Below are 26,513 nucleotides of genomic sequence, written 5' to 3' on the forward strand. Positions count from 1 at the left end.
ATTTATTTTCGACAGCAGGAATGAATATGACCGGTTCTGTAACGCATCTGTCCGGCGGGCGGCTATCTGTGGTTGCCACTCCTATTGGCAACCTCGCCGACCTCTCCGACCGCAGTCGGAGCGTGTTGTCAGCGGCTGATTTGGTGGCCGCTGAAGACACGCGGCATAGTGCAAGGTTGCTGCAATATATCGGGATTACAAAGCCAATGGTTGCCTTGCACGATCACAACGAGCGGGATCGGGTCAGCAGGATACTCGCGGCGCTGGATGAGGGTTTGCACGTGGCGCTGATTTCAGACGCGGGTACGCCACTGATATCCGACCCAGGTTATGTCGTGGTGCGGGAAGCCAGAAAAGCGGGTTACCCGGTTACGCCGATACCCGGGCCTTGTGCGCTGGTTGCCGCGCTCTCGGTTGCCGGATTGCCGACGGATCGCTTCCTGTTTGCTGGTTTTTTGCCCGCCAGGAGAGCTGGAAGGAGGGCCGCGCTGGCAGAGCTTCGCACCCAGGAAGCTACCCTGGTGTTTTACGAGTCGCCCCACAGAATCATCGATCTGATGCAGGATCTGGCTGAAGAATTCGGTGGCGAGCGGGAGTGTGTGCTTGGCAGGGAGCTCACCAAGGCCTTTGAAACCTTTTACAGCGGTACGGCCACGGCTGTGCTTGAGCAGTTACAGGCAGATTCGAACGGAACCCGGGGTGAATTCGTGGTGGTGGTTCGTGGTTCGGCGCCGTCGGAAGGCGAGACCGTCGATCTTGATGCGGATCGGTTGCTGCAGCTTTTGCTGGCAGAGTTGCCGGTTAAGAAGGCTGCAAAAATAGTGGCAGAGGTCAGCGGTCTTGGAAAAAACGAACTCTACCAGCGGGCGCTTGAATTAAAGCAGGATTAGCGCTTGCATGCTGATCAGTGCGGGAGTATTGTCGGCACCGAGCTCGCCAGACAGTCGCCGCCGGAGTTTTCCGGGGGAGGAAAGTCCGGGCTCCGCAGGGCAAGGTGCCAGGTAACGCCTGGGCGGCGCGAGCCGACGGAAAGTGCAACAGAGAGTATACCGCCTAAGTACCTTCGGGTACCGGTAAGGGTGAAATGGTGCGGTAAGAGCGCACCGCGTGGCTGGCAACAGTCCACGGCGATGGTAAACCCCACCTGGAGCAAGACCAAATAGGAATCCAATGGCGTGGCCCGCGCTGGATTCGGGTAGGTTGCTTGAGGCCTGTGGTGACGCAGGCCCTAGATGAATGACTGTCCACGACAGAACCCGGCTTATCGGCGAGCTCATCAATCCGCTTATCGGTGTGAAGTACACCTTTCTCACAAGTCATCTTTTATAGCCAAAAGATCTTAAACCTCAGGTTGGCTATTTAAAGGTGCTTGCAGGTAATTGTTTTATATCCTTTTCTTTACGTCTTTTTAACAAATCTGTCAGCTTCCTCTTCCTAAGCCCTTGTCCTCAAAGGAAGTTTTTAATGTGTGGCGCCTGCTGCTGCGCTTGCATTGTCATTTGCGTGTTTCTATAGTGTGCGGAAGTGGGGAGAAGTGGTTTCTGGTGGTATTTTGTGGCAAAGCGCACCCATGGATGCGGCGTAAATGAGCAACTTTCTTGGCAGTCATGCCATCAATATGGACGCAAAGGGGCGCTTGGCGATCCCCGCGAAGCTGCGTGAGGAGATCACGCAGCTTTGTGGTGGCCGTATTGTATTGACTGTCAATCCGAGCGGTGATCGTTGTCTGTTGCTCTATCCAGAGCCGGAGTGGGATGTATTGCGCCCGCAGATCGATGCCCTGCCAAACATGAACGCAAGGGTGCGGCGCCTCCAGCGTTTGGTGATCGGCAACGCCGCACCCATGGAGCTGGATTCCGCTGGCCGCATACTGGTGCCGCCTACCTTGAGGCATTTCGCCCATCTGGAGAAAAAACTGATGTTGATTGGTCAGGGTAACAAGCTGGAAATCTGGAGCGAGGAGCGCTGGTTCGAGTGGCTGGATGAATCGCTTGATGACGAAGAGATTCCTCCCGAGATGGAGGCTCTGTCGCTATGACCGGGGGTCAAGGCGCTGATCAGGCGTTCAGACACCGCTCTGTGCTGCTCGATGAGGCCGTGGAGTATCTCGTTGGCGGGCCGGGCCGGGCCGGGAGTTTTGTCGACGCCACCTTTGGCCGTGGCGGTCATAGCCGTCTGATTTTAAGCATGTTGGGTGCCGAAGGGCAGTTGCTTGGTATCGACAAGGACCCTGAAGCGATTCGTGTTGCCGATGCACTCTCTGCCGAAGATGCCCGTTTCCGTCGCTATCACGGTTCGTTTGCCGAACTGGATCAGGCGGTTCTTGAGCAGGGCTGGCAGCAGGTTGACGGCGTTCTGATGGATCTCGGCGTGTCGTCTCCTCAGTTGGATGATGCCGCCCGCGGTTTCTCGTTTATGCGGGACGGCCCTCTGGATATGCGGATGAATCCGCTGCAGGGGCCCAGTGCTGCCGAGTGGCTGTCCCGGGCGGAAGAAAAAGAGATTGCAGATGTGATCTGGCGATATGGCGAGGAACGTTTTTCCCGCCGTATCGCCCGTTTGGTGGTGGCCCGTCGTGACGAGGAGCCGATTGCCACCACCCGACAACTGGCCGAACTTGTCGCGGAGGCTGTGCCCAAAAAAGAAAAACACAAGCATCCGGCAACCCGGGCATTCCAGGCTATCCGGATCTTTATCAATCGGGAGCTCGAAGATCTCGAGGCCGGGTTGCAGTCGGCAGTTGAGCGCCTGGCACCGGGCGGGCGCCTGGTCGTGATCAGTTTTCATTCACTGGAAGACCGCCTGGTGAAACGATTCATGCGCGATCTCGCCCGCGGTCCAAAGTTGCCGAGGGGCATTCCGGTGACGGCGGAACAGGAGGCCTCTGAATTCCGGCTTATCGGTAAGGCCAGTAAGGCCAATGAGCAGGAAATAGCAGAAAACGTGCGGGCACGCAGTGCCGTTATGCGGGTTCTGGAACGCAAATCAAATTAAGGCGTAGGCGCAGGGGGGGCGTGACATCATGGGTGCGGTAGCGATAGAGGAACCGGTAAAAGCTACGAGGTTGAATCGCCAGCGGGTGCGCGAGGGTGTTGCAACGGCCGTGCGTCTTTCCCGGCAGGTGTTTGCGGCCACCTGCGAGGCGCGAGTGCTGGTTACTCTTGGTTTAGTGGCTGTCCTTTTGGTTTCGGCCCTGGGGGTTGTTGTCAGTGCCCATGAAAGCCGTGAGCTGTTCAACACTCTGGCGAGTCTTCAGGAGCAGCGCGACAGCTATCAGCGGGAGTGGAGCCAGCTGTTGCTTGAGCAAAGTGCACTCAGTGCCCACGGTCGGGTAGAAAACCTGGCCGCAGCGCGATTCAACATGGCGGTACCCGGCCGTCAGGATATTGTCCTTGTGCCGCTGATGTCGCCGCACAGGGCTAACTGAACCCGATTATCAACATCCGGAGAGACCAAGTGCCCGGTCAGGGAAAGCAACCAGACAGCTGGAGAGTGCGTTTGGCGGCAGGCATGAAAGCCTGGCGTTTCGGCTGCGTGCTTGGTGCTTTTTTGCTGGCGGTAACCGGCATTGGCTGGCGCCTTGTGGATCTGCATGTGGTCGATCATGACTTTCTCCGGCACCAGGGTGATGTACGAACCATCCGGGTCGAGACGATCGACGCGCACCGTGGTGTGGTATCGGATCGCCATGGCGAACCTCTGGCCATCAGTACACCGGTGCAGACCCTGTGGGCCAACCCCTCGGAAACCGACCCGACTGATCCTGCGCTGAAGTCACTGGCGCGGGTTCTCGGAATGTCCGAGAGCAGCTTGCGGGAGCGCCTGCAGCAGTATTCCGGGCGGGAGTTTATCTATTTGCGCCGTAAGGTACAGCCCGCCATTGCCCGGGAAGCCCTTGCGCTTGGTATTGGCGGCATCTATGCACGGCAGGAATACCGGCGCTATTACCCCGCCGGTGAAGTGACCGCGCACGTGGTTGGCTTTACCAATATTGATGAATATGGCCAGGAAGGTATCGAGCTTGCCTACAACCAGTGGCTGACCGGAGAGCCCGGCCAGAAACGGGTGCTGAAGGACAATCGTGGCCGGGTGATCAAGGATCTGATGCTGATCCGGGATGCCCGGCCGGGAAAGGATCTGACGCTGAGTATCGACCTGCGCTTGCAGTACCTGGCGTATCGGGAGCTGAAGGCGGTGGTCAGTGCCCACAAAGCCCGGGGCGGCACCCTGGTAATGCTGGATGTGGATTCCGGCGAAGTGCTGGCCATGGTCAATCAGGGGTCTTACAACCCTAATGACCGTTCCCAGCTATCGCCTGAACATTTGCGCAACAAAGCCATTACCGATCTGTTCGAGCCGGGCTCGACCATAAAGCCCCTGACCATCGCCGCAGCGCTTGAGTCCGGGGAGTATACGGTGAACAGTTCGATTGATACCTCCCCCGGCTATCGTCGTTTTGGCCGTTTTACCATTCGTGATCATCGTAATTACGGGCTGATGGATCTGACCCAGATAATCGTCAAGTCCAGCAACGTGGGGGTTAGCAAAATTGCCACAGACCTTGGCGGCGAGCGTTTGCGCAACCTTTACGCGCGGCTGGGGCTGGGCCAGGCCACCGGTATCGGGTTCCCCGGCGAAGCGGTGGGCGTGCTGCCTGCTCACCCGAAATGGCGACCGGTGGAAGAGGCAACACTGTCCTATGGCTACGGCATGAGTGTAAACGCTCTGCAATTGGCCCAAGCCTACATGGTGATTGCCAACGGAGGAATTCGCTACCCCCTGAGTTTGATGAGGCAGGATCAGCGGCCGCAAGGGCAACGGGTGTTATCTGAGAAAGTGACCGGCGCGGTACGCAACATGCTTAAACTTGCCGTTTCCAAGGGCACCGGTAAGCGCGCGCAGCCAGGTTTGTATGCTGCTGGTGGTAAAACCGGCACCGTTCACCTGGTTGGAGCGCGGGGCTATGAAGATAACCAGTACAAAGCGATTTTCGCCGGTATGGCCCCCATTGATGACCCGAAGATCGTTACTGTGATTGCGGTTGATGCCCCCCAGTCCGGGGAGTATTACGGCGGAGAGGTTGCGGCACCGGTTTTCGCCCGTGTGATGGGTGACGCACTGCGATTGCTGAACGTAAAACCGGAGCTGGAGGTTGGCCAGGCGGCCAGTGCCCGTCCGGTGGCTGGGGGGAGAGGCTAGCCTATGTGTATCACCTCCATCAGCGCGCTTATGCAGGGGATAGTCGAAGTACCTTCGGTATTCGATGTCACTATCCACGGGTTGCAGACCGATAGCCGCAAAATTCAGCGAGGCCACGCCTTCGTTGCACTTTCAGGCGGGCAAACACCGGCAGATCATTACCTGGACGACGCAATCCGGGCTGGCGCCACGGTGGTTTTGCTGGAGGCAGACGCAGCCAGGGAATGTTATGAGCGGTTCGGTGCTCTGATTGTGCCGGTGCCGCAACTGCGGTCGCTGCTTGGCCGAATTGCTGCGCGCTTTTTCGAGCACCCATCCCGTCATATCAAGGTGGTGGGTGTTACCGGCACCAATGGCAAGACCTCAGTTACCCAGTACATTGCCCAGTTGCTGGAGCAAACAGGAACCCCTTGCGGAGTTTTGGGCACTCTGGGTTATGGCATGCCGGGAAGCATCGAGCCGGCAACCCATACCACCCCGGACGTTGTCCAGGTGAACCGGGTATTAAGTCGTATCCGGCATGAGGGTGGTCGGGCCGCGGTAATGGAGGTGTCTTCTCATGCTCTGGATCAGGGCCGGGTAGACAAGTTGGCTATGGTGGGTGCGGTATTCACCAACCTCAGTCGGGATCACCTCGATTACCACAAATCCATGCAGGCCTACGGAGAGGCCAAGGCCCGGCTGTTCCTGAGAGAGGGGCTGCACTTTGCGGTAATCAACTTTGACGACCCTTTCGGTCGGCAGCTTTATGGTCAGCTGGATGGTCACTGCGACCGGGTACGTTACAGCCTGCACGAGGCCCAGACCGAGTTGTGGCTCCGGGCATTCGAGCCCACGGATGAAGGGTTCCGGGCCAGAGTCGATGGCCAGTGGGGAGAATTTGACCTTAAGGTTCCTTTGCTGGGGAGTTTCAATGCCAGCAACCTGCTGGCGGCACTGGCAACAGTACTGACCATGGGGGTGCCGGTTGACAGGGCGGTGGCTGCCACGGCACGGCTTACGCCGCCACCGGGGCGCCTGGAGCGGTTCCGGAGTGCCGGGGGCAAACAGGTGGTGGTGGACTACGCGCACACGCCGGACGCTCTGGCCAATGCACTGGAAGCCTTGCTGCCTCATGTCAGCGGCAAACTGTACTGTGTGTTCGGGTGTGGTGGCGATCGTGATGCGGGCAAGCGGCCCGAAATGGCCCGTGAAGCCGCGCAGCGGGCAGACCACATCATAGTGACAAACGACAACCCCCGCAGCGAAGAACCTGAAAGTATTACCCGGGATATCGTCGCCGGGTTCTCCCGGGAAAATAGCTGGCAGGTGATTCACGATCGCGCAGAGGCCATTGCTGCCGCTGTAGGTATGGCCGGGCCCGGGGATCTGGTGCTGGTGGCCGGAAAAGGGCATGAAGACTACCAGGAGATTCAGGGCGAGCGTTTGCCGTTTAGCGATGCCGGGCAGGTTCGGTGCCTGCTGGACATGGATGGGGGTGTCCTGTGATTCGCTCGTTCACCCTTGCTGAGGCTGCTGCCTGGATCAACGCCGGTTCTGCCCGAAGTGCTGAGGCGCTGAGCCAGGTCGAGTTCTCGGGTGTCTCGACCGATACCCGCACCCTGGGGCATGGCCAGTTATTTGTGGCGCTGCGCGGTGAGCACTTTGACGGGCACCGTTTTCTGGCCCAGGCCCAGGAAAAGGGCGCGGTGGCGGTGGTGGTTGATCAGGTGGATCCGCGCCTTGAAATACCTCAGCTGCAAGTGCCGGATACCCTGGCTGCACTGGCGGCGCTGGCCAAAGGCAACCGGGCCGAAAGCGGGGCAGATCTGATTGCTGTCACCGGCAGCAGTGGCAAAACCACGGTGCGGGAAATGACTGCCTCGATACTGGCTGAGCTGGGCGCTACCCTGGCCACTGAGGGTAACCTGAACAACCATATCGGTGTGCCTCTGACGCTGTTCCGGCTCTCTTCCGAGCACCGTTTCGGTGTTATTGAACTTGGGGCCAGCGGATTGGGCGAAATTGCATACACCGTGGCCATGGTGGCGCCCAAAGTGGCCATTCTGACCAATGCCGGTCAGGCACACCTTGATGGGTTTGGCAGCTACCAGAATATTATTCAGGCAAAAGGCGAAATCATTGATGGCGTTGTGGCGGGCGGTACCGTCGTTCTCGATCGGGATGATCCAGCCTTTGACCAGTGGGCCCGGCGGGCGAAAGGGCTCCGCGTAGTCAGTGTCTCCAGGGCTGGCCATCCAGAAGCCGATTATCTGGCGCACGAGGTTCAGGTGGCAGAGTCCGGTCTCGCGTTCGACGTGCGCGGGCCGGATAACTGGCAGGCCCGTCTGCGGCTGTGTCTGCCGGGTAAGCACAACGTAACCAATGCGATGCTGGCGCTGGCGGCATGCCGGCAGCTGGGGGCGGGCAAGCGGCAGATCGAAGCCGGGCTGGCCGGAGTTCAGCCGGTCAAAGGGCGCCTGCAGGTGCTCGAACCGGCTAAAGGTTTGACACTTATTGATGACAGTTACAACGCCAATCCTACCTCGATGAAGGCCGCTATTGATGTGCTTGCAGGCTATCCCGGGCCCCGCGTGCTCGTGCTGGGTGCAATGGCTGAGCTTGGGGCGGAAGCGGCTGAGCTGCATCGTCAGGTTGGAGAGCATGCCTTCAGGCGCGGTATCGATCGCTTGTTGGTGGTTGGGGCCGGGGCAGAGGCTTACGGCTCCGGGTTTGGTAATCAAACAGAATTTTTCCAGCGCCATGAGCAGGCGGTGGATGCCATCACCGATGGCATTCACGGCGCCGTGACGATTCTGGTCAAAGGTTCTCGAAGTTCCGCCATGAACCTTGTGGTGGAGGGAATACAGAAGAAGGTGAATCGCTGATGCTGCTCTGGCTGACAGAGATACTCTCGCAATACTTTTCGTCCCTGACGGTGTTTCAGTATCTGACGCTGCGGGCGATTCTGGGCATCCTCACGGCGCTGATGATATCACTGCTGATCGGCCCGCTGATGATCCGCAAACTGAGCCAGTACCAGATTGGTCAGGCGGTGCGCGATGACGGCCCCCAGACTCACCTGAGCAAAGCTGGCACGCCCACCATGGGCGGTGCGCTGATTCTGGTAGCCATTGCCGTTTCAACGTTGCTCTGGGCGGATCTGAGCAACCGGTATGTATGGGTGGTGCTTCTGGTGACTCTGCTGTTCGGAGCCATCGGCTGGGTGGATGACTACCGCAAAGTGGTAGAGCGTAACCCTCGTGGGTTGCCGGGTCGCTGGAAGTATTTCTGGCAGTCGGTCATTGGGGCCCTGGCGGCAATGGTGCTGTACTTCAGCGCGTCTTTGCCGCAGGAAACGTCACTTTACCTGCCGTTTCTGAAGAATGTTTCACTTACGCTTGGCCCGGTGTTGTTTATCCTGCTGACCTACTTCGTGATTGTCGGCAGCAGCAATGCCGTCAACCTCACCGATGGCCTGGACGGACTGGCAATCATGCCGACTGTGATGGTCGCGGGTGCACTGGCAATTTTTGCCTATCTCTCCGGCCATGCCCAGTTTGCAAATTATCTGCTGATTCCCCACTTGCCCGGCTCCGGTGAACTGATCATCTTCTGTTGCGCTCTGGTCGGTGCAGGTCTCGGCTTTCTGTGGTTCAACACATACCCGGCCCAGGTTTTCATGGGGGATGTCGGTGCTCTGGCATTGGGAGCCGCTCTGGGGACTGTGGCGGTGATCGTTCGGCAGGAAATTGTGCTGTTCATTATGGGCGGTGTGTTTGTGATGGAGACGATTTCGGTGATCCTGCAGGTGGCATCGTTCCGTCTGACCGGTCGCCGGATTTTCCGGATGGCACCCCTGCACCATCACTTTGAACTGAAAGGCTGGCCCGAGCCCCGTGTGATTGTCCGCTTTTGGGTGATTACGGTGGTGTTGGTTCTGATTGGCCTTGCCAGTCTGAAAATTCGATAGGAACCCGGAATTGATATGAGTGTGATTGCTTCGGATCGGAAAACGCTAATCGTGGGGCTCGGCAAGACCGGGCTGTCCTGCGTGCGTTATTTGTCCGAACAAGGCTGCACAATTGCCGTCGCTGACAGCCGCCAGCAACCACCGGGGTTGAGTGAACTCAGGGAGCGCTGGCCTGATGTTCCGGTTCAGCTGGGCGACTTCGACAGCGAATGGTTTGCTGGCTTCAGTGAGTTGGTGGTAAGCCCCGGTATCAGTATTGCCGAACCCGCGATTGGTGCAGCGGCCGCAGCAGGCGCCACCATTCGTGGTGATATTGACCTGTTTGCCGAGGCCGCAGACGCGCCTGTAATCGCTATTACCGGCTCCAACGGTAAAACCACCGTGACAACGCTGGTGGGGGACATGGCCCGGGCGGCAGGCCGGAAGGTCCAGGTGGGCGGCAATATTGGTACCCCGGCGCTCGATCTTCTTGGCCAGGGGGCTGATCTCTATGTGTTGGAGTTGTCGAGCTTTCAGCTGGAAACCACCGAGGCTCTGGGTGCGCTGGCCGCTACCGTACTGAATGTCAGTGACGATCACATGGACAGATATCCCGACAAGATGGGGTATTTTCAGGCCAAGCAGCGGATCTACCGCGGTTGTAAGCACGCGATTGTTAATCTGGACGACGCGCTGAGTACGCCGATGGCGAGGGACAATCTTCGGTTTCTGTGTTTTGGTTTCAACCGGGTAAACCCGGATACCTTCAGTACCCGAGAAGATGAGCGGGGAACCTGGATTACCTGGGGCTTTGACAACCTGTTACTGGCTGATGAACTGGCTCTGATGGGTCGCCACAACATCAGCAATGTGATGGCTGCGCTGGCCTTGGGGAAAGCCGCAGGCCTGCCGATGGCGGATATGCTGGAGGCGGCGCGGGCATTTCGTGGTCTGCCCCATCGTTGTGAGTTTGTCCGTCGGTTGGCGGGTGTGGATTACATCAACGATTCCAAGGGAACCAATGTCGGAGCCACGGTTGCTGCCCTGGAAAGCCTTGCACCGGCCGAGGGTAAGCTGGTTCTGATTGCCGGAGGCGATGGCAAGGGCGCGGATTTCGGGCCTTTGGCCGCGCCCATCGAAAAGTATTGCCGGGCAGTCGTGCTGATCGGCCGGGATGCCGGGCGGCTGGAAAAAGCGTTTGGTGACAAGGTTCACAGCTGCCGTGCCGACACACTGCCCGGCGCTGTTGCCCGGGCCAGGGATCTGGCGCAATCCGGTGACCGGGTGTTGTTGTCACCGGCTTGCGCCAGCCTTGATATGTTCCGGGATTACAACGAACGCGGCGAGCAATTCCGCGCTACTGTGGAGGCCTTGTGATGCAGGCGGGTATCACTCTTCCACAATATCGCGGCGTGACCGGCGAGCTTCAGCCGTTGTCTGTTCTGGTCGTCACCTCTGCGGCGCTGCTGGTGATCGGTGTGGTCATGATCTCATCGGCGTCGATGGATATGGCTGCCGCGACACTGGGGAACAGCTATCACTACGTCATCCGCCAGGTGTTGTTTGCAGCTTTGGGTTGCGGGCTGGCACTGGTAGCGGTAAATGTGCCGATTTCCTGGTGGGAGCGCAGTGGCTGGTTGCTTCTGGGCATTGGTTTTCTGGTGCTGATTCTGGTGCTGACCCCTCTGGGCCGTACCGTTAACGGTTCTACCCGCTGGATACCCATGGGCCTGTTTAACGTTCAGGTTTCTGAAGTTGCCAAGCTGTGCCTGATTGCTTACATGGCAGGGTATCTGGTTCGCCGGCGTGAGGAGCTGCTTGAAACCTGGGCGGGCTTCTTCAAACCATTGGGGGTGTTGGTGGCCGCATCGGCCTTGCTGGTCATTCAGCCGGACTTCGGCGCCACCGTGGTGCTGATTACGGCCGCGACCGGAATGATCTTCCTCAGCGGGATTCGTCTGAGCCGGTTTCTCCCGCTGATCGGGTTGCTTGTGGCTTGTGGCGTTGTGCTGGTGGTTACCCAGCCCTATCGACTGAAGCGTGTCGTGAGTTACCTGGACCCCTGGCAGGATCAGTTTAATAGCGGCTATCAACTAACCCAGTCGCTGATCGCCTTTGGCCGGGGTGAATGGTCGGGTGTTGGGCTTGGCAATTCGGTACAGAAGCTGTTCTTCCTGCCCGAAGCCCACACCGATTTCATTTTTGCCATCATCGCGGAAGAATTCGGTTTGCTTGGAGCCCTGATTGTACTGGCGCTGTTCGCGGCACTGGTGGTTTCCGGATTTATCATTGCCCGCCGGGCCGAGAAAGCCGGTATGCCTTTCGGGGCGTCCTTCTGTTATGGCATTACTCTGCTGATCGGGCTCCAGGCCGGTATCAATATGGCCGTAAGCACAGGCTTGCTGCCGACCAAAGGCTTGACCCTGCCACTGGTCAGTTACGGCGGCTCCAGCCTGATGATTACCTGTGTCTGTATCGGCGTGATCGCGCGTGTTGAGCTGGAGCGGCAGGATCGGGCCCGCACAGTCGCAGAACAAGGCAGCGCACGAGTGGGAGGAGCGGTGTATGAGTAATTCTTCGCCCCGCCGTTTTCTGGTGATGGCCGGTGGCACCGGAGGCCATGTGTTTCCCGCGCTGGCGACGGCAAGAAAACTCCAGGAACTGGGGCACGAGGTGCATTGGCTTGGTGCTCTGGGTGGCATGGAAGAGCGGCTGATCGGAGATACAGGCATTCCACTGTCGCTTATTCATATTTCCGGGCTGCGGGGTAAAGGGCGCCTGGCTCTGATAACCGCACCCTTCCGCCTGCTGCGTGCGCTGGGTGAAGCTTACACCCTGCTCAGAAGAATCCGGCCGCACTGTGTCGTTGGCATGGGTGGTTTTGTAACCGGGCCGGGTGGTGTAGCCGCCTGGCTGATGCGTACACCGTTGGTGATCCATGAGCAAAATGCGATTGCCGGTATGACTAACCGGTGGCTTACCCGGTTTTCGCACACGGTTATGGAGGCGTTCCCGGGTAGCTTCCCGGAGCCGGTGGTCACGCGCTGTACCGGCAACCCCGTGCGGGCAGAAGTTGCCAGCTTGCCAACGCCGGAGCGGCGTTTCGAAGGGCGCTCGGGCCCGCTGAAAATACTGGTGGTTGGCGGCAGTCTTGGGGCCCGGGTGTTTAACCAGGAGTTGCCGCGGGCTCTGGCGCTGCTACAAGAGGGGCCGCGGCCGGAAGTCTGGCACCAGTGCGGCGAGAAGAACCTTGAAGAAACCCGTTCCAGCTATACAGGCGCTGGCATTGAGGCCCGTGTTGAGCCGTTTATCAGGGACATGGCTGCGGCCTATAGCTGGGCGGATCTGGTTGTTTGTCGCTCCGGTGCGCTCACGGTTTCCGAATTGTGTGTTGCGGGTATCGGGGCGGTACTGGTGCCTTTTCCGCATGCGGTGGACGACCATCAGACCCGGAATGGCGAGCATATGGTACAGGCGGGTGCGGCGCTGCTGGTTCAGCAGGCAATACTGACGCCGGAATTGCTGGCAGACATCCTGAGGGAGCTGTCTGCCGATAGAAAGCGAGTGTTGGAGATGGCCAGGGCGGCCCGTGCGCTGGCGCGCCCCGATGCAACAGAAAGAGTCGTGAATTACTGTCTGGAGGCCGCCAATGGCTAATGCAAAGAACCCGCCCCTGGTATTTCAGGTGCCGGAAATGCGCCGGATCCGCAAAATCCACTTTGTGGGCGTCGGCGGCGCCGGCATGAGCGGCATTGCCGAGGTGCTCAAGAATCAGGGTTATCTGGTGTCCGGCTCGGATATCAAAGAGAGTGTGGTAACCGGGCGCCTCCGAACCATGGGCGTGGAAGTGATGATCGGCCACCAGGCGGATAACAGTAGCCAGGCAGACGTTGTGGTGGTGTCGTCTGCGGTCAATGCAGATAACCCGGAAGTGGCCAGTGCCCGTGCCCGGCGCGTTCCCATTGTTCCCCGGGCCGAGATGCTGGCTGAGATCATGCGCTACCGGCACGGCATAGCGGTGGCCGGTACTCACGGCAAAACCACCACGACCAGCCTGATTGCATCCGTGCTGGGTGAAGCCGGGCTGGACCCCACGTTTGTTATCGGTGGCAAGCTCAACAGTGCGGGTACCAACGCTCAACTGGGCGGGTCCAGGTATCTGGTCGCCGAAGCGGATGAGAGCGATGCTTCGTTTCTGCATCTCACGCCTGTGATTTCGGTGGTGACCAACATCGAAGCCGACCACATGGATACCTATGGCGGTGATGTTGAAAAACTGAAGCAAACGTTCGTTGACTTTCTGCACAACCTGCCGTTTTACGGCGTTGCCGTGATGTGTATTGATGATCCTTATGTGCGAGAAATACTGCCTCGGATTGCCCGAACCTTCATCACTTACGGCATCGATAACCCGGAGGCGGATTATCGTGCCGAACAGATCGTTTCCGACGGATTGAAAACCCGTTTTGTGGTGCGTCGCCCCGGAGACCGGCCGAACCTGGCTGTTGAGCTCAAGATGCCGGGGCGGCACAACGTGCTGAATGCCCTCGCAACCATTGCTGTAGCGACGGATGAAGGCGTGGACGACCAGGCTATCTGTCGCGGCTTGGCTGGCTTTGCCGGAGTGGGGCGGCGATTTCAGGTTTACGGTGACTACCCGGCCGGAAAAGGCACTGCGACCCTGGTGGACGACTACGGTCACCATCCCACCGAGGTGGATGCGGTGATCCGTGCCGCACGGGATGCCTGGCCGGGCCGCCGGATTGTGATGCTGTACCAGCCCCATCGATATACCCGTACCCGGGATCTTTACGAGGACTTTGTGCGGGTTCTTTCTGACGTCGACGGGCTGTTGCTGATGGACGTGTATTCGGCCGGTGAGCCGGCCATTCCCGGTGCTGATGGCCGGGCGCTGTGTCGGAGCATCCGGCAGCGGGGCAAAGTGGAGCCGGTGTTTGTAGAAGACAACCGGGAAATCGAGGGTTTACTGGCCAACGTGCTGCAGGATGGTGATCTGCTGATCACCCAGGGGGCAGGCGACGTTGGCGGTGTCGCCGCGCGATTGGTTGCGGCAGGAGTAACAGCAAGTGAGTGAAACGATGCATGCCCGGACTCAGCCTTACCAGGCGTCGCCAGACCTGGTGCGCGCTCTGGGTCGGGTAGCGGTATTCATGGGTGGCGATTCCGCAGAGCGTGAGGTGTCGCTGAAAAGTGGCAGCGCGGTGCTGGCGGCCCTGCAGTCCGCCGGTGTTGATGCGGTCGGTATGGATGTGCGTGGCTGCCTGTTGGGTGCCGTTGAACAGCCGCAATTCGATCGCGTATTTATTGCCCTGCACGGTCGTGGCGGTGAGGACGGCACCCTTCAAGCGATTCTCGGCCAGGCGGGCATTCCCTACACCGGTAGCGAAGTGTTGGCCTCTGCTCTGGCGATGGACAAGCTTCGAACCAAGTATGTATTCCAGGGTTGCGGGCTGCCTACACCTGCCTTCCGGGCCATGACGTCCGGGGCTGAGGCCGAAGAGGTCGTGGCCAGCCTCGGGGTGCCGCTGAGTGTAAAGCCTGCTCATGAAGGCTCAAGTATTGGCATACGTAAAGTCGGCAATGCCGCCGAGTTGGTGGAAGCCTACGAGGCAGCGGCGGCACTTGATGACCTGGTGCTGGTGGAAAAGTGGATTGAGGGGCCGGAGTTTACGGTCAGCCTGCTGCAGGATCAAGCGCTGCCAGCCATCGGCCTGAGCACCGATCATGCATTTTACGATTATGACGCCAAGTACCTGGCGGACGATACCCATTATCGCATTCCCTGCGGGCTTGCACCGGAAGACGAGGTGCGGTTGCAGCAGCTGGCGCTGGATGCTTTCCGGGTGCTTGGCTGCCGAACCTGGGGGCGGGTAGACATTATGCAGGACCGCTCCGGTGACTTTTGGCTGCTGGAAGTTAATACCGTTCCCGGTATGACAGACCACAGCCTTGTGCCGATGTCGGCAAGAGCTGCAGGCATTGGATTTGAGGAGCTGGTGGTCAGAATCTTAAAAGATACGCTCAGCGAGGGCGGCCATGCTTGAACGTTTACTGATCCGCAGCCGGGCGGTACCGCCCGAGCCGCCCCGGCGCCGGGGTGCAACCTCGGTCGAGCCGGTGCAGGATCGGTTTGGCGTTCTGAAAGCCGTGTTGGCTGCTGTGCCCTGGTTGCAAATCGGGCTGGGAGCAACCGTTGTCTTGCTGGCGGCCATGGTGCCCTGGGCCGCAGACAAGGTTCTGGCTGCCATGGATCAGCAGATCATGGCGGTGGATGTGCGTGGAGAATTTGTCGGCGACAGCCGTACCGGTATAGAGCGGGCGGCAGGGCGTTGGATCGGATCCAGTTACTTCTCCACAGATCTGGCTGATATCAAGGCTGATCTTGAGCAGCGGCCCTGGGTGGCGTCGGCGGCGGTGAAGCGGATCTGGCCAGGCCGCCTGGAAATCGATATCCGCGAGAAAAGGCCGCTGGCGTACTGGACTGACGGTCGTCTTGTCAGCCGCGCCGGAGAGCTGTTTGCACCGCCCAATCCAGAGGTTGCAGGAAAGCTGCCGCGATTGGCGGGGCCGGATGAGCGGGTTCGGGACGTGATTGCCATGGCCCGCACCATGAGCGATGAACTGACGGGCTACGGTTTGGGGTTTGCCGGGCTCACGCTTGAGGCACGGGGGGCCTGGACTCTGGTTCTGAGCAATGGCATCGAGGTCGTTCTTGGCCGCGATCAGGTCGAGCAGCGCTTCGAGCGCTTCATTACGGTATACGAAAACCGGCTGGCATCCCGGGTGGATGAAGTGAGCCGGATAGATGCCCGCTACTCCAACGGGGTGGCGGTGCAGTGGAAGGCGGAACTGGTTCAGGCCGCTCCGAAGTCCTGACAACGATTTTTACGAACCTGGGATTTGGTGGAATACATGTCATCGGTTGAAACGGAAAACATGATTGTCGGCCTGGATATCGGCACCTCGAAAGTGGTGGCGATTGTTGGCAAACGCAAGATGGATGGAACCATCGAGGTGGTGGGAATCGGTTCGCACCCGTCCCGCGGGCTGAAACGTGGCGTGGTGGTGAACATTGAAACCACGGTGCAGGCCATTCAGCGCGCCGTTGAAGAAGCGGAACTGATGGCTGGCTGCCGGATTCACTCCGTCTATACCGGTATCGCAGGCAGTCACATCAAGAGCCTTAACTCCCACGGCATTGTGGCAATTCGCGACCGGGAAGTGACTCAGGCCGATGTGGATCGGGTCATCGACGCAGCCCAGGCCGTGGCGATTCCGGCAGATCAGAAGATTCTGCACATTCTGCCTCAGGAGTTTGTCATCGATAACCAGGAGGGCATCAAGGAGCCCATGGGCATGTCCGGGGTTCGCCTCGAGGCCAAGGTTCACCTGGTTACCTGCGCGGTGAATGCGGCACAGAACATCGAGAAGTGCGTACAGCGCTGCGGCCTGGAAGTGGACGACATCATTCTGGAGCAGTTGGCGTCCAGCCACGCGATCCTGACAGAAGATGAAAAAGAGCTTGGGGTTTGTGTGGTAGATACCGGAGGCGGTACCACCGACATCGCGGTGTTTACCGGAGGCGCGATCCGCCACACGGCGGTGATACCCATTGCCGGCGACCAGGTAACGAACGATATCGCCATGGCTTTGCGCACGCCGACGCAGAATGCCGAGGAAATCAAGATCAAATACGCCTGTGCGCTGACCCAGCTTGCAGGCGCGGACGAAACCATCAAGGTGCCCAGTGTGGGTGACCGGGCGCCGCGGGATTTGTCTCGACAGGCGCTTGCCGAAGTGGTGGAACCCCGATACGAAGAACTGTTCACTCTGGTGCAGTCAGAATTACGCCGTTCCGGATTCGAAGACATGATTCCGGCGGGCATCGTGATTACAGGCGGCTCATCCACCATGGAAGGCGTGGTTGAGTTGGCTGAAGAAATCTTCCACATGCCGGTGCGGCTTGCTTCGCCGCAGGCTGTCTCCGGTATGACGGAAGTGGTCAACAACCCGATTTACGCCACCGGCGTGGGACTGTTGATCCATGGCTTCCGGCAGATGGATCTTGGCCGGGCGCCAGTGCTCAAAAGTGAGGACGCTCCCTCACTGTTCGAGCGCATGAAAGCCTGGTTCACCGGTCATTTCTGACGGTGTTCCGGTTGCAGTTTACGAAGGTCTCTCGAAAACAAATAACGATTGAAGCAACCGGTCTGTAAAGACGGGTAACAGCACGAAGGAGTAGGGGATATGTTTGAACTTGTCGATAACGTGCAGCAAACTGCTGTCATCAAGGTTGTTGGTGTTGGTGGTGGTGGCGGTAACGCCGTGCGCCACATGCTTAACAGCGACATTGAAGGCGTAGAATTTATCTGCGCAAACACAGACGCCCAGGCACTGAAGGATCTGGACGCGCGCCAGATCATCCAGTTGGGCGGCAATATCACCAAAGGCCTGGGTGCAGGCGCCAACCCCGAAGTGGGTCGTCAGTCTGCGCTGGAAGATCGTGATCGCATTGCCGAGTCTCTTAACGGCTCAGACATGGTCTTCATTACCGCTGGCATGGGTGGTGGTACCGGTACCGGAGCTGCGCCGGTTGTTGCGGAAGTGGCCCGTGAGCTGGGCATCCTGACCGTGGCCGTCGTCACCAAGCCGTTCCAGTTTGAAGGCGGCAAGCGCATGAGCGTGGCCGAGGCTGGGCTGAAGGAGTTGGAAGAAAGCGTGGATTCCCTGATCACCATCCCCAACGAGAAGTTGCTGGCGGTCATGGGCAAGAAAACCAGCCTGCTCGATGCCTTTGCTTCAGCTAATGACGTTCTGCTGGGCGCCGTTCAGGGCATTGCCGACCTGATTACCCGCAACGGTATGATCAACGTGGATTTTGCTGACGTGAAAACGGTGATGTCCGAAATGGGTATGGCAATGATGGGTACCGGCCGCGCCACCGGCGAGAATCGTGCCCGCGAAGCCGCAGAAGCTGCGGTGCGCAGTCCGTTGCTTGAGGACATTAACCTGCAAGGTGCCAAGGGCATTCTGGTAAATATCACTGCCGGTATGGATCTGAATCTGGGAGAGTTCTCTGAAGTGGGCGACATCGTGCGCGAATTTGCGTCTGATTCAGCAACCGTTGTTGTGGGCACGGTTATTGATCCGGAGATGACCGACGATCTGAAGGTGACTGTGGTCGCGACTGGCCTGGGTGGCGACCGGGAGAAGCCCACCAAGGTAGTGGACAATTCCCGAACCCTGGATGGCAAAACCGATTACAATCAGCTGGATCGTCCGGCTGTGTTGCGTCGGCGTGCAGTTGCCCAGGGTAATGTGGCTCTGGATCAGACCAAGGAAAGCGAAGATCAGGGCGTCGACTATCTCGATATTCCCGCATTTCTTCGGCGCCAGGCGGACTGATAGAATCGCTGCTCTTTTTCAGGTGTTGGTCGGGCAACGTGCCCGGTCTGCCGAGGGTGAGACGGTGAATTGGATGCCCCGGCCTCCTGTCGTTTGGTTTTCGACGGTGGCTGAGTTGGCTAAATGGTAATCAGTCTTGAGTTTTGATATTCTTGCGTCGATTTTTGCCCAGAATATTGATTACGTATGACGGAATAATGAACCGATGATCAGACAACGGACACTCAAAAACACCATCCGTGCGACCGGTGTGGGCCTGCACTCAGGGGAAAAGGTTTACCTGACCCTCAAGCCTGCACCTGTCGACACGGGTATCATTTTCCGCCGCACAGACCTGGAGCCGATGGTCGACATCCGTGCCTGTGCGGAGAATGTGGGTGAGACTATGCTGTCCACGACGCTGGTAAAAGACGGTGTCCGTGTGGCGACGGTAGAGCACCTGCTCTCCGCCATGGCTGGTCTCGGAATCGACAACTGCTACGTGGAACTGAGTGCAGCCGAAGTGCCGATTATGGATGGCTCTGCTGGTCCCTTCGTCTTCCTTCTCCAGTCTGCCGGTATTGCCGAGCAGGAAGCAGCCAAGCGTTTTATCCGTATCAAACGCGAAGTCACGATTGAAGAAGGTGACAAGAAAGCGACGTTCCTGCCTTTCGAGGGCTTCAAGGTGAGCTTTGGTATCGACTTTGACCACCCCGTGTTCAAAGGCCGTGCCCAGACAGCAACTGTCGACTTTTCCAGCACCTCATTCGTCAAGGAAGTTTCCAGAGCCCGCACATTCGGCTTTATGCGGGACATCGAGAAACTTCGGGCGATGAATCTTGCACTGGGTGGTAGCGTCGATAATGCGATCGTCGTGGATGACTATAAAATTCTGAACGAAGACGGCCTTCGTTACGACGACGAATTCGTCAAGCACAAGGTACTGGATGCCATCGGCGATCTGTACCTGCTGGGCAACAGCCTGATTGGCGAGTTCCGTGGCATCAAATCCGGCCACGACCTGAACAACAAATTATTGCGTAAACTGCGGGCACAGGAAGATGCATGGGAAGTGGTTACCTTCGAGAACGAGGAGACTGCGCCTATCTCTTACATGAAGCCCGTACTGGCCGCGCCAGCCTGAGGCGGGAAGCCTCAGTCCTGGACGTGACGGGCGAGCTTTTCGAGAACCTCGCGTAGTGCTTTGTCCTTCGTGTGCCCGGCTTCTTCTTGGAGGAGTCGGGCATTTTCTTTACTGAGCCGGGTTTTTTCCGGTTTTCTGCGCTGATCAAACCGGCCCGGGCTGACCTTGATTTTCAGCTTCCAGACATACCGGAACAACTCGTTGGCGCGCACCGCTTCCATGATTTCGTGCTGGCGAAAGCGCAGGCGGGTAGCTTTGCTGGCCGTGTCTGTTGAAAGTATCAGTTCGCCGTCCTGGCAACTGACAAACCGCGTACCTTCAACCAGGTCTTCCGGAACGGCTGACATCACAAACGCTTCTGCCTCTCCGTGTAAGCGGGCCCGGGACATCAGATCCGCCAGGGTCTTGCCGGTGCCGCCCTGTGGCTGACTGCTGAAGATCAATTTCTGGTCACTATTTCCGGCCATAGTCGCTTTTTACTCGACGAAGCTATTTACGATTGGTTACACTTCGGCACGCTTTCTGCGTAGTGCTCGCTATGTACACGTTTTACATTGTATGGGGCCGACATGTCTACCGGGCGCCAGGTTCCACCCAAGGTGATTTTTTTCAGGATAGTAAACCCGCCCGGAAAATTCCCGGGGCGCGCCGCGTGATGGAATCGGTTGCACCCCAAAAACACAACATCAAACGACACTATGAACCTGATATTTCTGAGCGCTCGACATGGCAAGTCCAGAACCTTGTCACTGAACGCATCTGTGCTGACCGGTTTGATATTCCTGGCGGCCTTTGTGCTGCTGGCGTCGGGTTGGGCTGGTTACCGGTTGGCGATGAGCGCCGTCGAAGCCCGCCAGCCGACTGAGTCCGAGCTGGCTGCAGGCTGGCAAAAGCAGCTTGAAGCCCAGCAACAAGAGGTGGTTCTGGTGCGGGAAAGTGTTCAGCAACAGATCGACGCCCTGACGCTTCGCCTCGGTCAGTTGCAGGGCAGAATGCTGAGGCTTGATGCACTCGGCCAGCGGTTCGTTGAATCCGGCATGGTCGTCAGCGATGAGTTCAACTTCGACGCGCCGGCAGCTGTTGGCGGTCCGGAAGACGAGAGCTCAGCGGTGGACTCCTATACCGCGCCTGCCCTGACCGATATGCTGGATCAGCTGGAACAACAGATCGAGGATCGGGAAAAGCAGTTACGCCTTCTGGACAAAGTTGCCTCCCGGCAGAAGCTGGAAGACGAGCTCTACGTTCAGGGGCGGCCTATCACCTGGGGTTGGCTGTCTTCCAAGTATGGCTATCGCTCGGATCCCTTTACCGGTAAGCGCACCTGGCACGGCGGTGTCGATCTGGCGGGGAAGGAAGGCAGTGATATTATCGCGGTGGCTGCCGGCGTTGTTACCTGGGCGGCAGAACGCTACGGTTACGGCAATCTGGTACAGATCGACCACGGTGACGGACTGGTTACCCGCTACGCTCATGCCAAGACCATCCAGGTTGAGGTTGGGGATGTGGTTCAGAAAGGCCAGGTTGTGGCACTGATGGGTAGCACGGGGCGCTCTACCGGCCCGCACGTGCATTTCGAGGTTATCCGCAACGGTAAAAGCGAAAACCCTGTGAAATATATCCAGCGCGCAAGCCGCTGATTTCATTCCCGTGAACCCCGCCTTTTGTACTGTCGGCAAATAAAGGTAGAATGCCGTCTTCCCTCGTTTAACTGAAGAAGCAGTGGTCTATGTTCACAAAGCTTGCTACCAAGATGTTCGGCAGTAAAAACGCCAGAGAAATCAAGCGTATGCGCAAGGCTGTTTTGCGCATCAATGAACTTGAGGAACAGTTTGGCGCCTTGTCGGATACCGAGTTACAAGGCAAGACTGCTGAGTTTCGTCGTCGCCTTGATGAAGGCGAGACACTGGACGCGCTGCTTCCGGAAGCATTTGCCACCGCACGGGAGGCCAGCCGCCGGGTGATGGGCATGCGCCACTACGACGTTCAGTTCATCGGTGGTATGACCCTGCACGAGGGCCGTATCGCAGAAATGAAAACCGGTGAAGGTAAGACTCTGGTGGCAACCGCTGCGGTGTACCTGAACGCGCTGCCGGGCAAGGGAGTTCATGTTGTTACCGTAAACGACTACCTGGCCCGCCGGGATGCCGAGTGGATGGGTAAGCTCTACCGCTTCCTGGGGATGCAGGTTGGTGTTGTCACTTCTGGTCAGCCCCCAGAGGAGAAGCGGGCTGCGTATCAGGCGGACATTACTTACGGCACCAACAATGAATTCGGATTTGACTATCTGCGCGACAACATGGCGTTCAGCGTAGACGACAAGGTTCAGCGTGGCCTGAATTATGCGATTGTCGACGAAGTGGACTCCATCCTGATCGATGAAGCCCGCACACCGCTGATTATTTCCGGCGCGGCAGAGGATTCGTCGAAGCTGTACCAGGCCATTGACGAATTGATCCCGAGTCTCGAGAAAGGCGAAGTGCCCGAGGAGGGCGAGGCCTCCGGTGATTTCACCATTGATGAGAAATCCCGACAGGTGGAGCTGACCGAGTCCGGCCATGAGAAGGTTGAGGAGCTTTTGCTGGGTCGGGGCCTGCTAAAAGAAGGTGAAAGCCTCTACTCTGCGGCCAACCTGAGCCTGTTACACCATGTGCACTCCGCTCTGCGTGCGCATCACCTGTTCCAGAAAGACGTCGATTACATTGTCCAGGGCGGGCAGGTGGTGATCGTAGACGAGCATACCGGCCGCACCATGCCGGGGCGTCGCTGGAGTGAGGGCTTGCACCAGGCCATCGAGGCCAAAGAGCGGCTCAAAATTCAGGCCGAGAGCCAGACTCTGGCCTCGACCACCTTCCAGAACTACTTCCGCCTGTACGAAAAACTCGCCGGTATGACCGGTACCGCAGATACCGAGGCGTTCGAGTTTCGCCAGATCTACGGTCTGGACGTGGTTGTTATTCCGCCCAATAAACCGATACAGCGGATCGACTACAATGACCTGGTGTACTTGACCCAGGAAGAAAAATTCCACGCCATCATTGACGAAATCAAGGATGTGACCGCAGAAGGCCGCCCGATTCTGGTGGGTACAGCGTCTATTGAAGCCTCTGAGTTGCTGTCGATGCTGCTGAAGAAGGCCAGAATTGAGCACAAGATTCTGAACGCCAAGCAGCACGAGTCTGAAGCATTGATCATCGCGCAGGCCGGTCGCCCGGGTGCGGTCACCATCGCAACCAACATGGCCGGCCGGGGAACCGACATCGTGCTCGGTGGTAACTGGGAATACGAAGTGGCTGCCAGGGAGGCGCCGTCCGAAGAGGAAGTGGCCCGCATCAAGGCGGAGTGGACAGAGCGCCACAACCAGGTTCTGGAGGCAGGCGGCCTGCACATTATCGGCACTGAGCGCCATGAGTCGCGCCGGATTGACAACCAGCTTCGGGGCCGGGCCGGGCGCCAGGGTGATCCGGGCTCTTCCCGCTTCTTTTTGTCCCTGGAAGATAACCTGATGCGGATTTTTGCCCCGGAACGGGTGAAAAACCTTATGCAGGCCATGGGCATGAAGAAAGGCGAGGCCATCGAACACCGGATGGTCACCAATGCCATTGAAAAATCCCAGCGCAAGGTTGAAGGCCGTAACTTCGACATGCGTAAGACGTTGCTTGAATACGACGATGTGGCAAACGATCAGCGTACGGTGATTTACGAACAACGCAACGAGGTGATGGCGTCCGCGGATATTTCAGAAATGGTTGATACCATTCGAAGCGATGTGGTCGATGCCGTGGTTAGCGAATTCATTCCGCCCCAGAGTATGCCAGAGCAGTGGGATGTGGCGGGTCTTGAAGCCCAGTTACAGTCTGAGATGGCGATCGAGTTGCCCGTGCAGCAGTGGCTGGATGCGGACAAGAAACTCTACGAGGACAGTCTGCGCCAGAAAGTCCTTGAGGCGATCGTTGCAGATTACAAAGCGAAGGAAGAAGTGGCTGGCGCGGAAGCTATGCGCAAGTTCGAGAAACAGGTGTTCCTGCAGGTACTGGATACTCTGTGGAAAGAGCATTTGTCTAACATGGATCATCTGCGTCGGGGTATTCACCTGCGGGGCTATGCCCAGAAGAACCCGAAGCAGGAATACAAGCGTGAAGCGTTCAATCTGTTTGAAGACATGCTGGAGACCATGAAGCGGGATGTCACCCGGGTCTTGTGTCATGTCCGGGTTCAGAGTCAGGAAGAAATGGCTGAGATAGAGCAGCGACGCAAGGAAGAGCTTGAGCGAGAGATGGCCCGGGCCAAGTTGCGCCATGAGCAGGCCAGCGCGGCGCAAGCGGTCGGAGAGGGCGGTGATGGTGAGTCTGGCCAGCAGGCTACGCCGGATACCTTTGTCCGACAGGAGCGAAAGGTGGGGCGCAATGAGCCCTGTCCATGCGGCTCGGGCAAAAAATACAAACAGTGCTGCGGCAAGGTGAGCTGACAAAAGGCGCCCCCGCAGAAGCCGGAAGCCCGCATAGCGTTAGACCTCTGACGTTTGCGGGCTTTTTTGTTTATACAACACGAATGATTGCAAGGAGACAGGCATGGCAGTGGGACCAGGAACCTTACCCGAGTTCTTCCCGGTGGCAGGCATCAAGCTGGGGATCGCCAGTGCGGGCATCAAGAAACCCGGGCGCAAAGATATTGTGGTGTTTGAGTTGGCGCCGGAGACGCGAGTTTCCGGTATTTTCACCAGAAACCAGTTCTGTGCGGCGCCCGTGTTGGTCAGCCGCAAGCACATGGCCGAGAGCGCGCCCCGCTATCTGTTGATCAATACCGGCAACGCTAATGCCGGCACCGGTGAGCCAGGGCTGAAAGACGCCATGGCCTGTTGTGAGTCCCTGGCCTCAGAAGCCGGTGTTACGGCCAGTGAGGTACTGCCGTTTTCTACCGGTGTTATTGGTGAGCCTTTGCCGGTCGCAAAGATTACCGGTGCCTTGCCCGACGCCCTTGCGGGCGCGAGAGAAGACCGCTGGGCTGAAGCGGCGGCTGGCATTATGACCACGGATACGCGGCCAAAAGGTGCGTCCTGTCAGATCGAGTTGGACGGTCACCGGGTGGCAATTTCGGGTATCAGCAAGGGGGCTGGCATGATTCGCCCCAATATGGCGACGATGCTGGGCTTTATTGCCACCGATGCGCGGATTGCGCCGGACGTTCTGGCCAACCTGGCATCGGAACTGGGCGAGAAATCGTTTAACCGGATTACCATTGATGGCGACACCTCTACCAACGATGCCTGTATGCTGATGGCCAGTGGTCGGTACAGCGGGCCGGAGATTACGGCAGACAGCCCCCTGCTACCTCCTCTAAGGGAAGCGTTGAGGCAGGTGTATCTCGAGTTGGCCCATGCCATCGTCAGGGATGGCGAAGGTGCCACCAAGTTTGTCACCATTGATGTCAGTGGTGCAGCCAGTCAACAGGAAGCGCTGGATGTTGCCTATACGGTTGCCCATTCACCGCTGGTAAAAACCGCACTGTTTGCGTCCGACCCCAACTGGGGGCGCATACTGGCAGCGGTTGGCCGGGCAGGGGTGGATGGTCTGGATCTCAATGCTCTGGAGATCTACCTTGGCGACGTATGCCTGGTCCGCGACGGTGGCCGGGCGGGAGATTACTCGGAGGCCCGCGGGCAAGCGGTGATGAGCCGGGAAGAAATAACCATTGCCATTGATCTCAAGCGGGGCGACGTCCGGGAAACCGTCTGGACCTGCGACTTCTCCCATGACTACGTTACGATCAATGCCGAATACCGCACCTGAGGCCGCGTTAATCGTGAAAACAGTCCATGTTGCAGTGGGTGTTCTGCTCCGTGCCGGGCGAGTACTGATTGCCCGGCGGCCCGAGGGCGTTCATCAGGGCGGTTTGCTGGAGTTCCCCGGTGGCAAGGTTGAGCCGGGGGAGACGGTGCAGCAGGCTTTGTGTCGGGAAGTCGCGGAAGAAACCGGGCTGACGGTAACCCCGGAGCAGTTACAGCCATTGATCAACATCCGGCATGATTACGGTGACAAGCGCGTCTTACTCGATGCCTGGATAGCAAGGGATGTGCAGGGGGAAGCGGAGGGGCGGGAAGGTCAGTCAATCCAATGGCTGGCGCCAGAGGCGTTGCGGGACGAGGATTTCCCCGCGGCCAACAGGCCCATCATCCGCGCACTGAGGTTGCCTGATCAGCTTGCCATAACCGGTGACATCCGTGATCCGGAAGCCGGATTACAGAAGCTTCACTTGGCGCTTTCCGGCGCCGCCTCACCGCCACTGGTGGTGCTGCGCGCCCCGGCATTGGAAAGCCCGCCTTATGTGGCCCTGGCGTTAGAGGCGGCCAGGGTTTGCGATCGTGCAGGTGCCGCTCTTGTGGTGCATGGTGAGCCTGGTGTTTTCGACCGGGTGCCCGGGGCCTGCGGCGTACATCTGCCCTGGCATCAGGCCGAGCGGTACACGGAGCGCCCGGTACCCGACAGGGCCTGGCTTGGCGTTTCCTGTCACAATGAACCCCAGTTGCGCCATGCTGAAAAGCTTGGCGCCGATTACGTTACCCTCGGGAATGTGTTGCCAACGCCGAGCCACCCCGGCAGAGAGGGCCTGGGCTGGGCTCGTTTTGGCGAACTGGTGGCTCATGCTGCAGTGCCCGTGTATGGTCTCGGGGGCCTGGCACTGGCCCATCGCCCAAAGGCGCAAGCAGAGGGAGCCCAGGGTATTGCCGGCATCAGCTTCTGGTGGTCGTGAGGGCATCTCTGGCACCCCAGGCATGATGAGACAACAAGAGCGCGGGACAGCCGTTCCCGGATAAAGAACCTGTTTGGGGGCGGATAC

General features: G+C 58.5%; 21 protein-coding genes, 1 other RNA gene and 1 pseudogene. 22 read left to right on the forward strand and 1 reads right to left on the reverse strand.

All coding sequences use genetic code 11. The features are described 5' to 3' along the window. The first annotated feature begins 20 nt into the window (after positions 1-20). The 18 genes and pseudogenes from rsmI to lpxC all read left to right on the forward strand — a co-directional run bounded on the left by rsmI (position 21) and on the right by lpxC (position 19,679). Positions 21-890, forward strand: a complete 870-nt coding sequence (gene rsmI, locus C7H09_RS05970) for a 16S rRNA (cytidine(1402)-2'-O)-methyltransferase (RefSeq protein WP_206074279.1) — start codon at positions 21-23, stop codon at positions 888-890. 38 nt (positions 891-928) lie between these two features. After that, positions 929-1,280: RNase P RNA component class A (gene rnpB, locus C7H09_RS05975), an RNA gene on the forward strand. 305 nt (positions 1,281-1,585) lie between these two features. Continuing rightward, complete coding sequence (mraZ, locus tag C7H09_RS05980) at positions 1,586-2,038, forward strand: division/cell wall cluster transcriptional repressor MraZ (RefSeq protein ID WP_106761695.1); 453 nt, start codon at positions 1,586-1,588, stop codon at positions 2,036-2,038. Continuing rightward, entirely contained in the window at positions 2,035-2,994 is a 960-nt protein-coding gene (gene rsmH / locus C7H09_RS05985; protein ID WP_106761696.1) for a 16S rRNA (cytosine(1402)-N(4))-methyltransferase RsmH, read from the forward strand. Before mraZ ends, rsmH begins: the two co-directional genes overlap by 4 nt. A gap of 28 nt (positions 2,995-3,022) precedes the next feature. Beyond that, positions 3,023-3,427: a cell division protein FtsL gene (gene ftsL / locus C7H09_RS05990; RefSeq protein WP_106761697.1), complete on the forward strand. Its 405-nt coding sequence runs from the start codon at positions 3,023-3,025 to the stop codon at positions 3,425-3,427. 29 nt (positions 3,428-3,456) lie between these two features. Further along, positions 3,457-5,199 carry a peptidoglycan D,D-transpeptidase FtsI family protein gene (locus C7H09_RS05995; RefSeq protein WP_106761698.1) on the forward strand — a complete coding sequence of 581 codons (1,743 nt, stop codon included), beginning with the start codon at positions 3,457-3,459 and terminating at the stop codon, positions 5,197-5,199. A gap of 3 nt (positions 5,200-5,202) precedes the next feature. Further along, positions 5,203-6,687 carry a UDP-N-acetylmuramoyl-L-alanyl-D-glutamate--2,6-diaminopimelate ligase gene (locus C7H09_RS06000; protein WP_106761699.1) on the forward strand — a complete coding sequence of 495 codons (1,485 nt, stop codon included), beginning with the start codon at positions 5,203-5,205 and terminating at the stop codon, positions 6,685-6,687. Next, entirely contained in the window at positions 6,684-8,066 is a 1,383-nt protein-coding gene (locus C7H09_RS06005) for a UDP-N-acetylmuramoyl-tripeptide--D-alanyl-D-alanine ligase (RefSeq protein WP_106761700.1), read from the forward strand. The genes C7H09_RS06000 and C7H09_RS06005 overlap by 4 nt, the downstream gene beginning before the upstream one ends. Beyond that, on the forward strand, positions 8,066-9,151 hold the full coding sequence (mraY, locus tag C7H09_RS06010) for a phospho-N-acetylmuramoyl-pentapeptide-transferase (RefSeq protein WP_106761701.1): 1,086 nt from the start codon (positions 8,066-8,068) through the stop codon (positions 9,149-9,151). The genes C7H09_RS06005 and mraY overlap by 1 nt, the downstream gene beginning before the upstream one ends. A gap of 15 nt (positions 9,152-9,166) precedes the next feature. Next, the gene (gene murD, locus C7H09_RS06015; RefSeq protein WP_106761702.1) at positions 9,167-10,507 is read left to right on the forward strand and encodes a UDP-N-acetylmuramoyl-L-alanine--D-glutamate ligase; all 1,341 of its coding nucleotides are present in this window, start codon (positions 9,167-9,169) and stop codon (positions 10,505-10,507) included. Further along, positions 10,507-11,703 carry a putative lipid II flippase FtsW gene (gene ftsW / locus C7H09_RS06020; protein WP_106761703.1) on the forward strand — a complete coding sequence of 399 codons (1,197 nt, stop codon included), beginning with the start codon at positions 10,507-10,509 and terminating at the stop codon, positions 11,701-11,703. The genes murD and ftsW overlap by 1 nt, the downstream gene beginning before the upstream one ends. Continuing rightward, positions 11,696-12,787: an undecaprenyldiphospho-muramoylpentapeptide beta-N-acetylglucosaminyltransferase gene (gene murG, locus C7H09_RS06025; RefSeq protein ID WP_106761704.1), complete on the forward strand. Its 1,092-nt coding sequence runs from the start codon at positions 11,696-11,698 to the stop codon at positions 12,785-12,787. The genes ftsW and murG overlap by 8 nt, the downstream gene beginning before the upstream one ends. Beyond that, positions 12,780-14,225, forward strand: coding sequence for a UDP-N-acetylmuramate--L-alanine ligase (gene murC, locus C7H09_RS06030; protein ID WP_106761705.1), 1,446 nt, complete (start codon positions 12,780-12,782; stop codon positions 14,223-14,225). The genes murG and murC overlap by 8 nt, the downstream gene beginning before the upstream one ends. A 4-nt stretch (positions 14,226-14,229) precedes the next feature. After that, positions 14,230-15,195: a D-alanine--D-alanine ligase gene (locus tag C7H09_RS06035; protein WP_106761948.1), complete on the forward strand. Its 966-nt coding sequence runs from the start codon at positions 14,230-14,232 to the stop codon at positions 15,193-15,195. After that, positions 15,188-16,027 carry a cell division protein FtsQ/DivIB gene (locus C7H09_RS06040; RefSeq protein WP_106761706.1) on the forward strand — a complete coding sequence of 280 codons (840 nt, stop codon included), beginning with the start codon at positions 15,188-15,190 and terminating at the stop codon, positions 16,025-16,027. Before C7H09_RS06035 ends, C7H09_RS06040 begins: the two co-directional genes overlap by 8 nt. Before the next feature lie 36 nt (positions 16,028-16,063). Then, complete coding sequence (gene ftsA / locus C7H09_RS06045; protein ID WP_106761707.1) at positions 16,064-17,299, forward strand: cell division protein FtsA; 1,236 nt, start codon at positions 16,064-16,066, stop codon at positions 17,297-17,299. A gap of 99 nt (positions 17,300-17,398) precedes the next feature. Further along, positions 17,399-18,385: pseudogene (gene ftsZ / locus C7H09_RS06050) on the forward strand (cell division protein FtsZ); the annotation flags it as partial. Positions 18,386-18,761: 376 nt separating this feature from the next. Further along, complete coding sequence (gene lpxC / locus C7H09_RS06055) at positions 18,762-19,679, forward strand: UDP-3-O-acyl-N-acetylglucosamine deacetylase (RefSeq protein ID WP_106761709.1); 918 nt, start codon at positions 18,762-18,764, stop codon at positions 19,677-19,679. Between the two features lie 11 nt (positions 19,680-19,690). Here lpxC and C7H09_RS06060 read toward each other — a convergent pair whose 3' ends face one another. Continuing rightward, positions 19,691-20,146 carry a DUF721 domain-containing protein gene (locus C7H09_RS06060; RefSeq protein ID WP_106761710.1) on the reverse strand — a complete coding sequence of 152 codons (456 nt, stop codon included), beginning with the start codon at positions 20,144-20,146 and terminating at the stop codon, positions 19,691-19,693. Between the two features lie 231 nt (positions 20,147-20,377). On the opposite strand from C7H09_RS06060, the gene C7H09_RS06065 reads away from it, so the two are divergent. The 4 genes from C7H09_RS06065 (at position 20,378) to C7H09_RS06080 (ending at position 26,426) form a co-directional block, all read left to right on the forward strand. Further along, the gene (locus C7H09_RS06065; protein WP_106761711.1) at positions 20,378-21,316 is read left to right on the forward strand and encodes a M23 family metallopeptidase; all 939 of its coding nucleotides are present in this window, start codon (positions 20,378-20,380) and stop codon (positions 21,314-21,316) included. Positions 21,317-21,405: 89 nt separating this feature from the next. After that, positions 21,406-24,144, forward strand: a complete 2,739-nt coding sequence (gene secA / locus C7H09_RS06070; RefSeq protein WP_106761712.1) for a preprotein translocase subunit SecA — start codon at positions 21,406-21,408, stop codon at positions 24,142-24,144. A 103-nt stretch (positions 24,145-24,247) separates the two neighbouring features. Beyond that, complete coding sequence (argJ, locus tag C7H09_RS06075; protein ID WP_106761713.1) at positions 24,248-25,465, forward strand: bifunctional glutamate N-acetyltransferase/amino-acid acetyltransferase ArgJ; 1,218 nt, start codon at positions 24,248-24,250, stop codon at positions 25,463-25,465. Continuing rightward, entirely contained in the window at positions 25,446-26,426 is a 981-nt protein-coding gene (locus C7H09_RS06080; protein WP_106761714.1) for a Nudix family hydrolase, read from the forward strand. The genes argJ and C7H09_RS06080 overlap by 20 nt, the downstream gene beginning before the upstream one ends. Positions 26,427-26,513 lie beyond the last annotated feature (87 nt).

The sequence above is a fragment of the Marinobacter fuscus genome (genome assembly GCF_003007675.1).
Classification (GTDB): Bacteria; Pseudomonadota; Gammaproteobacteria; order Pseudomonadales; family Oleiphilaceae; genus Marinobacter; species Marinobacter fuscus.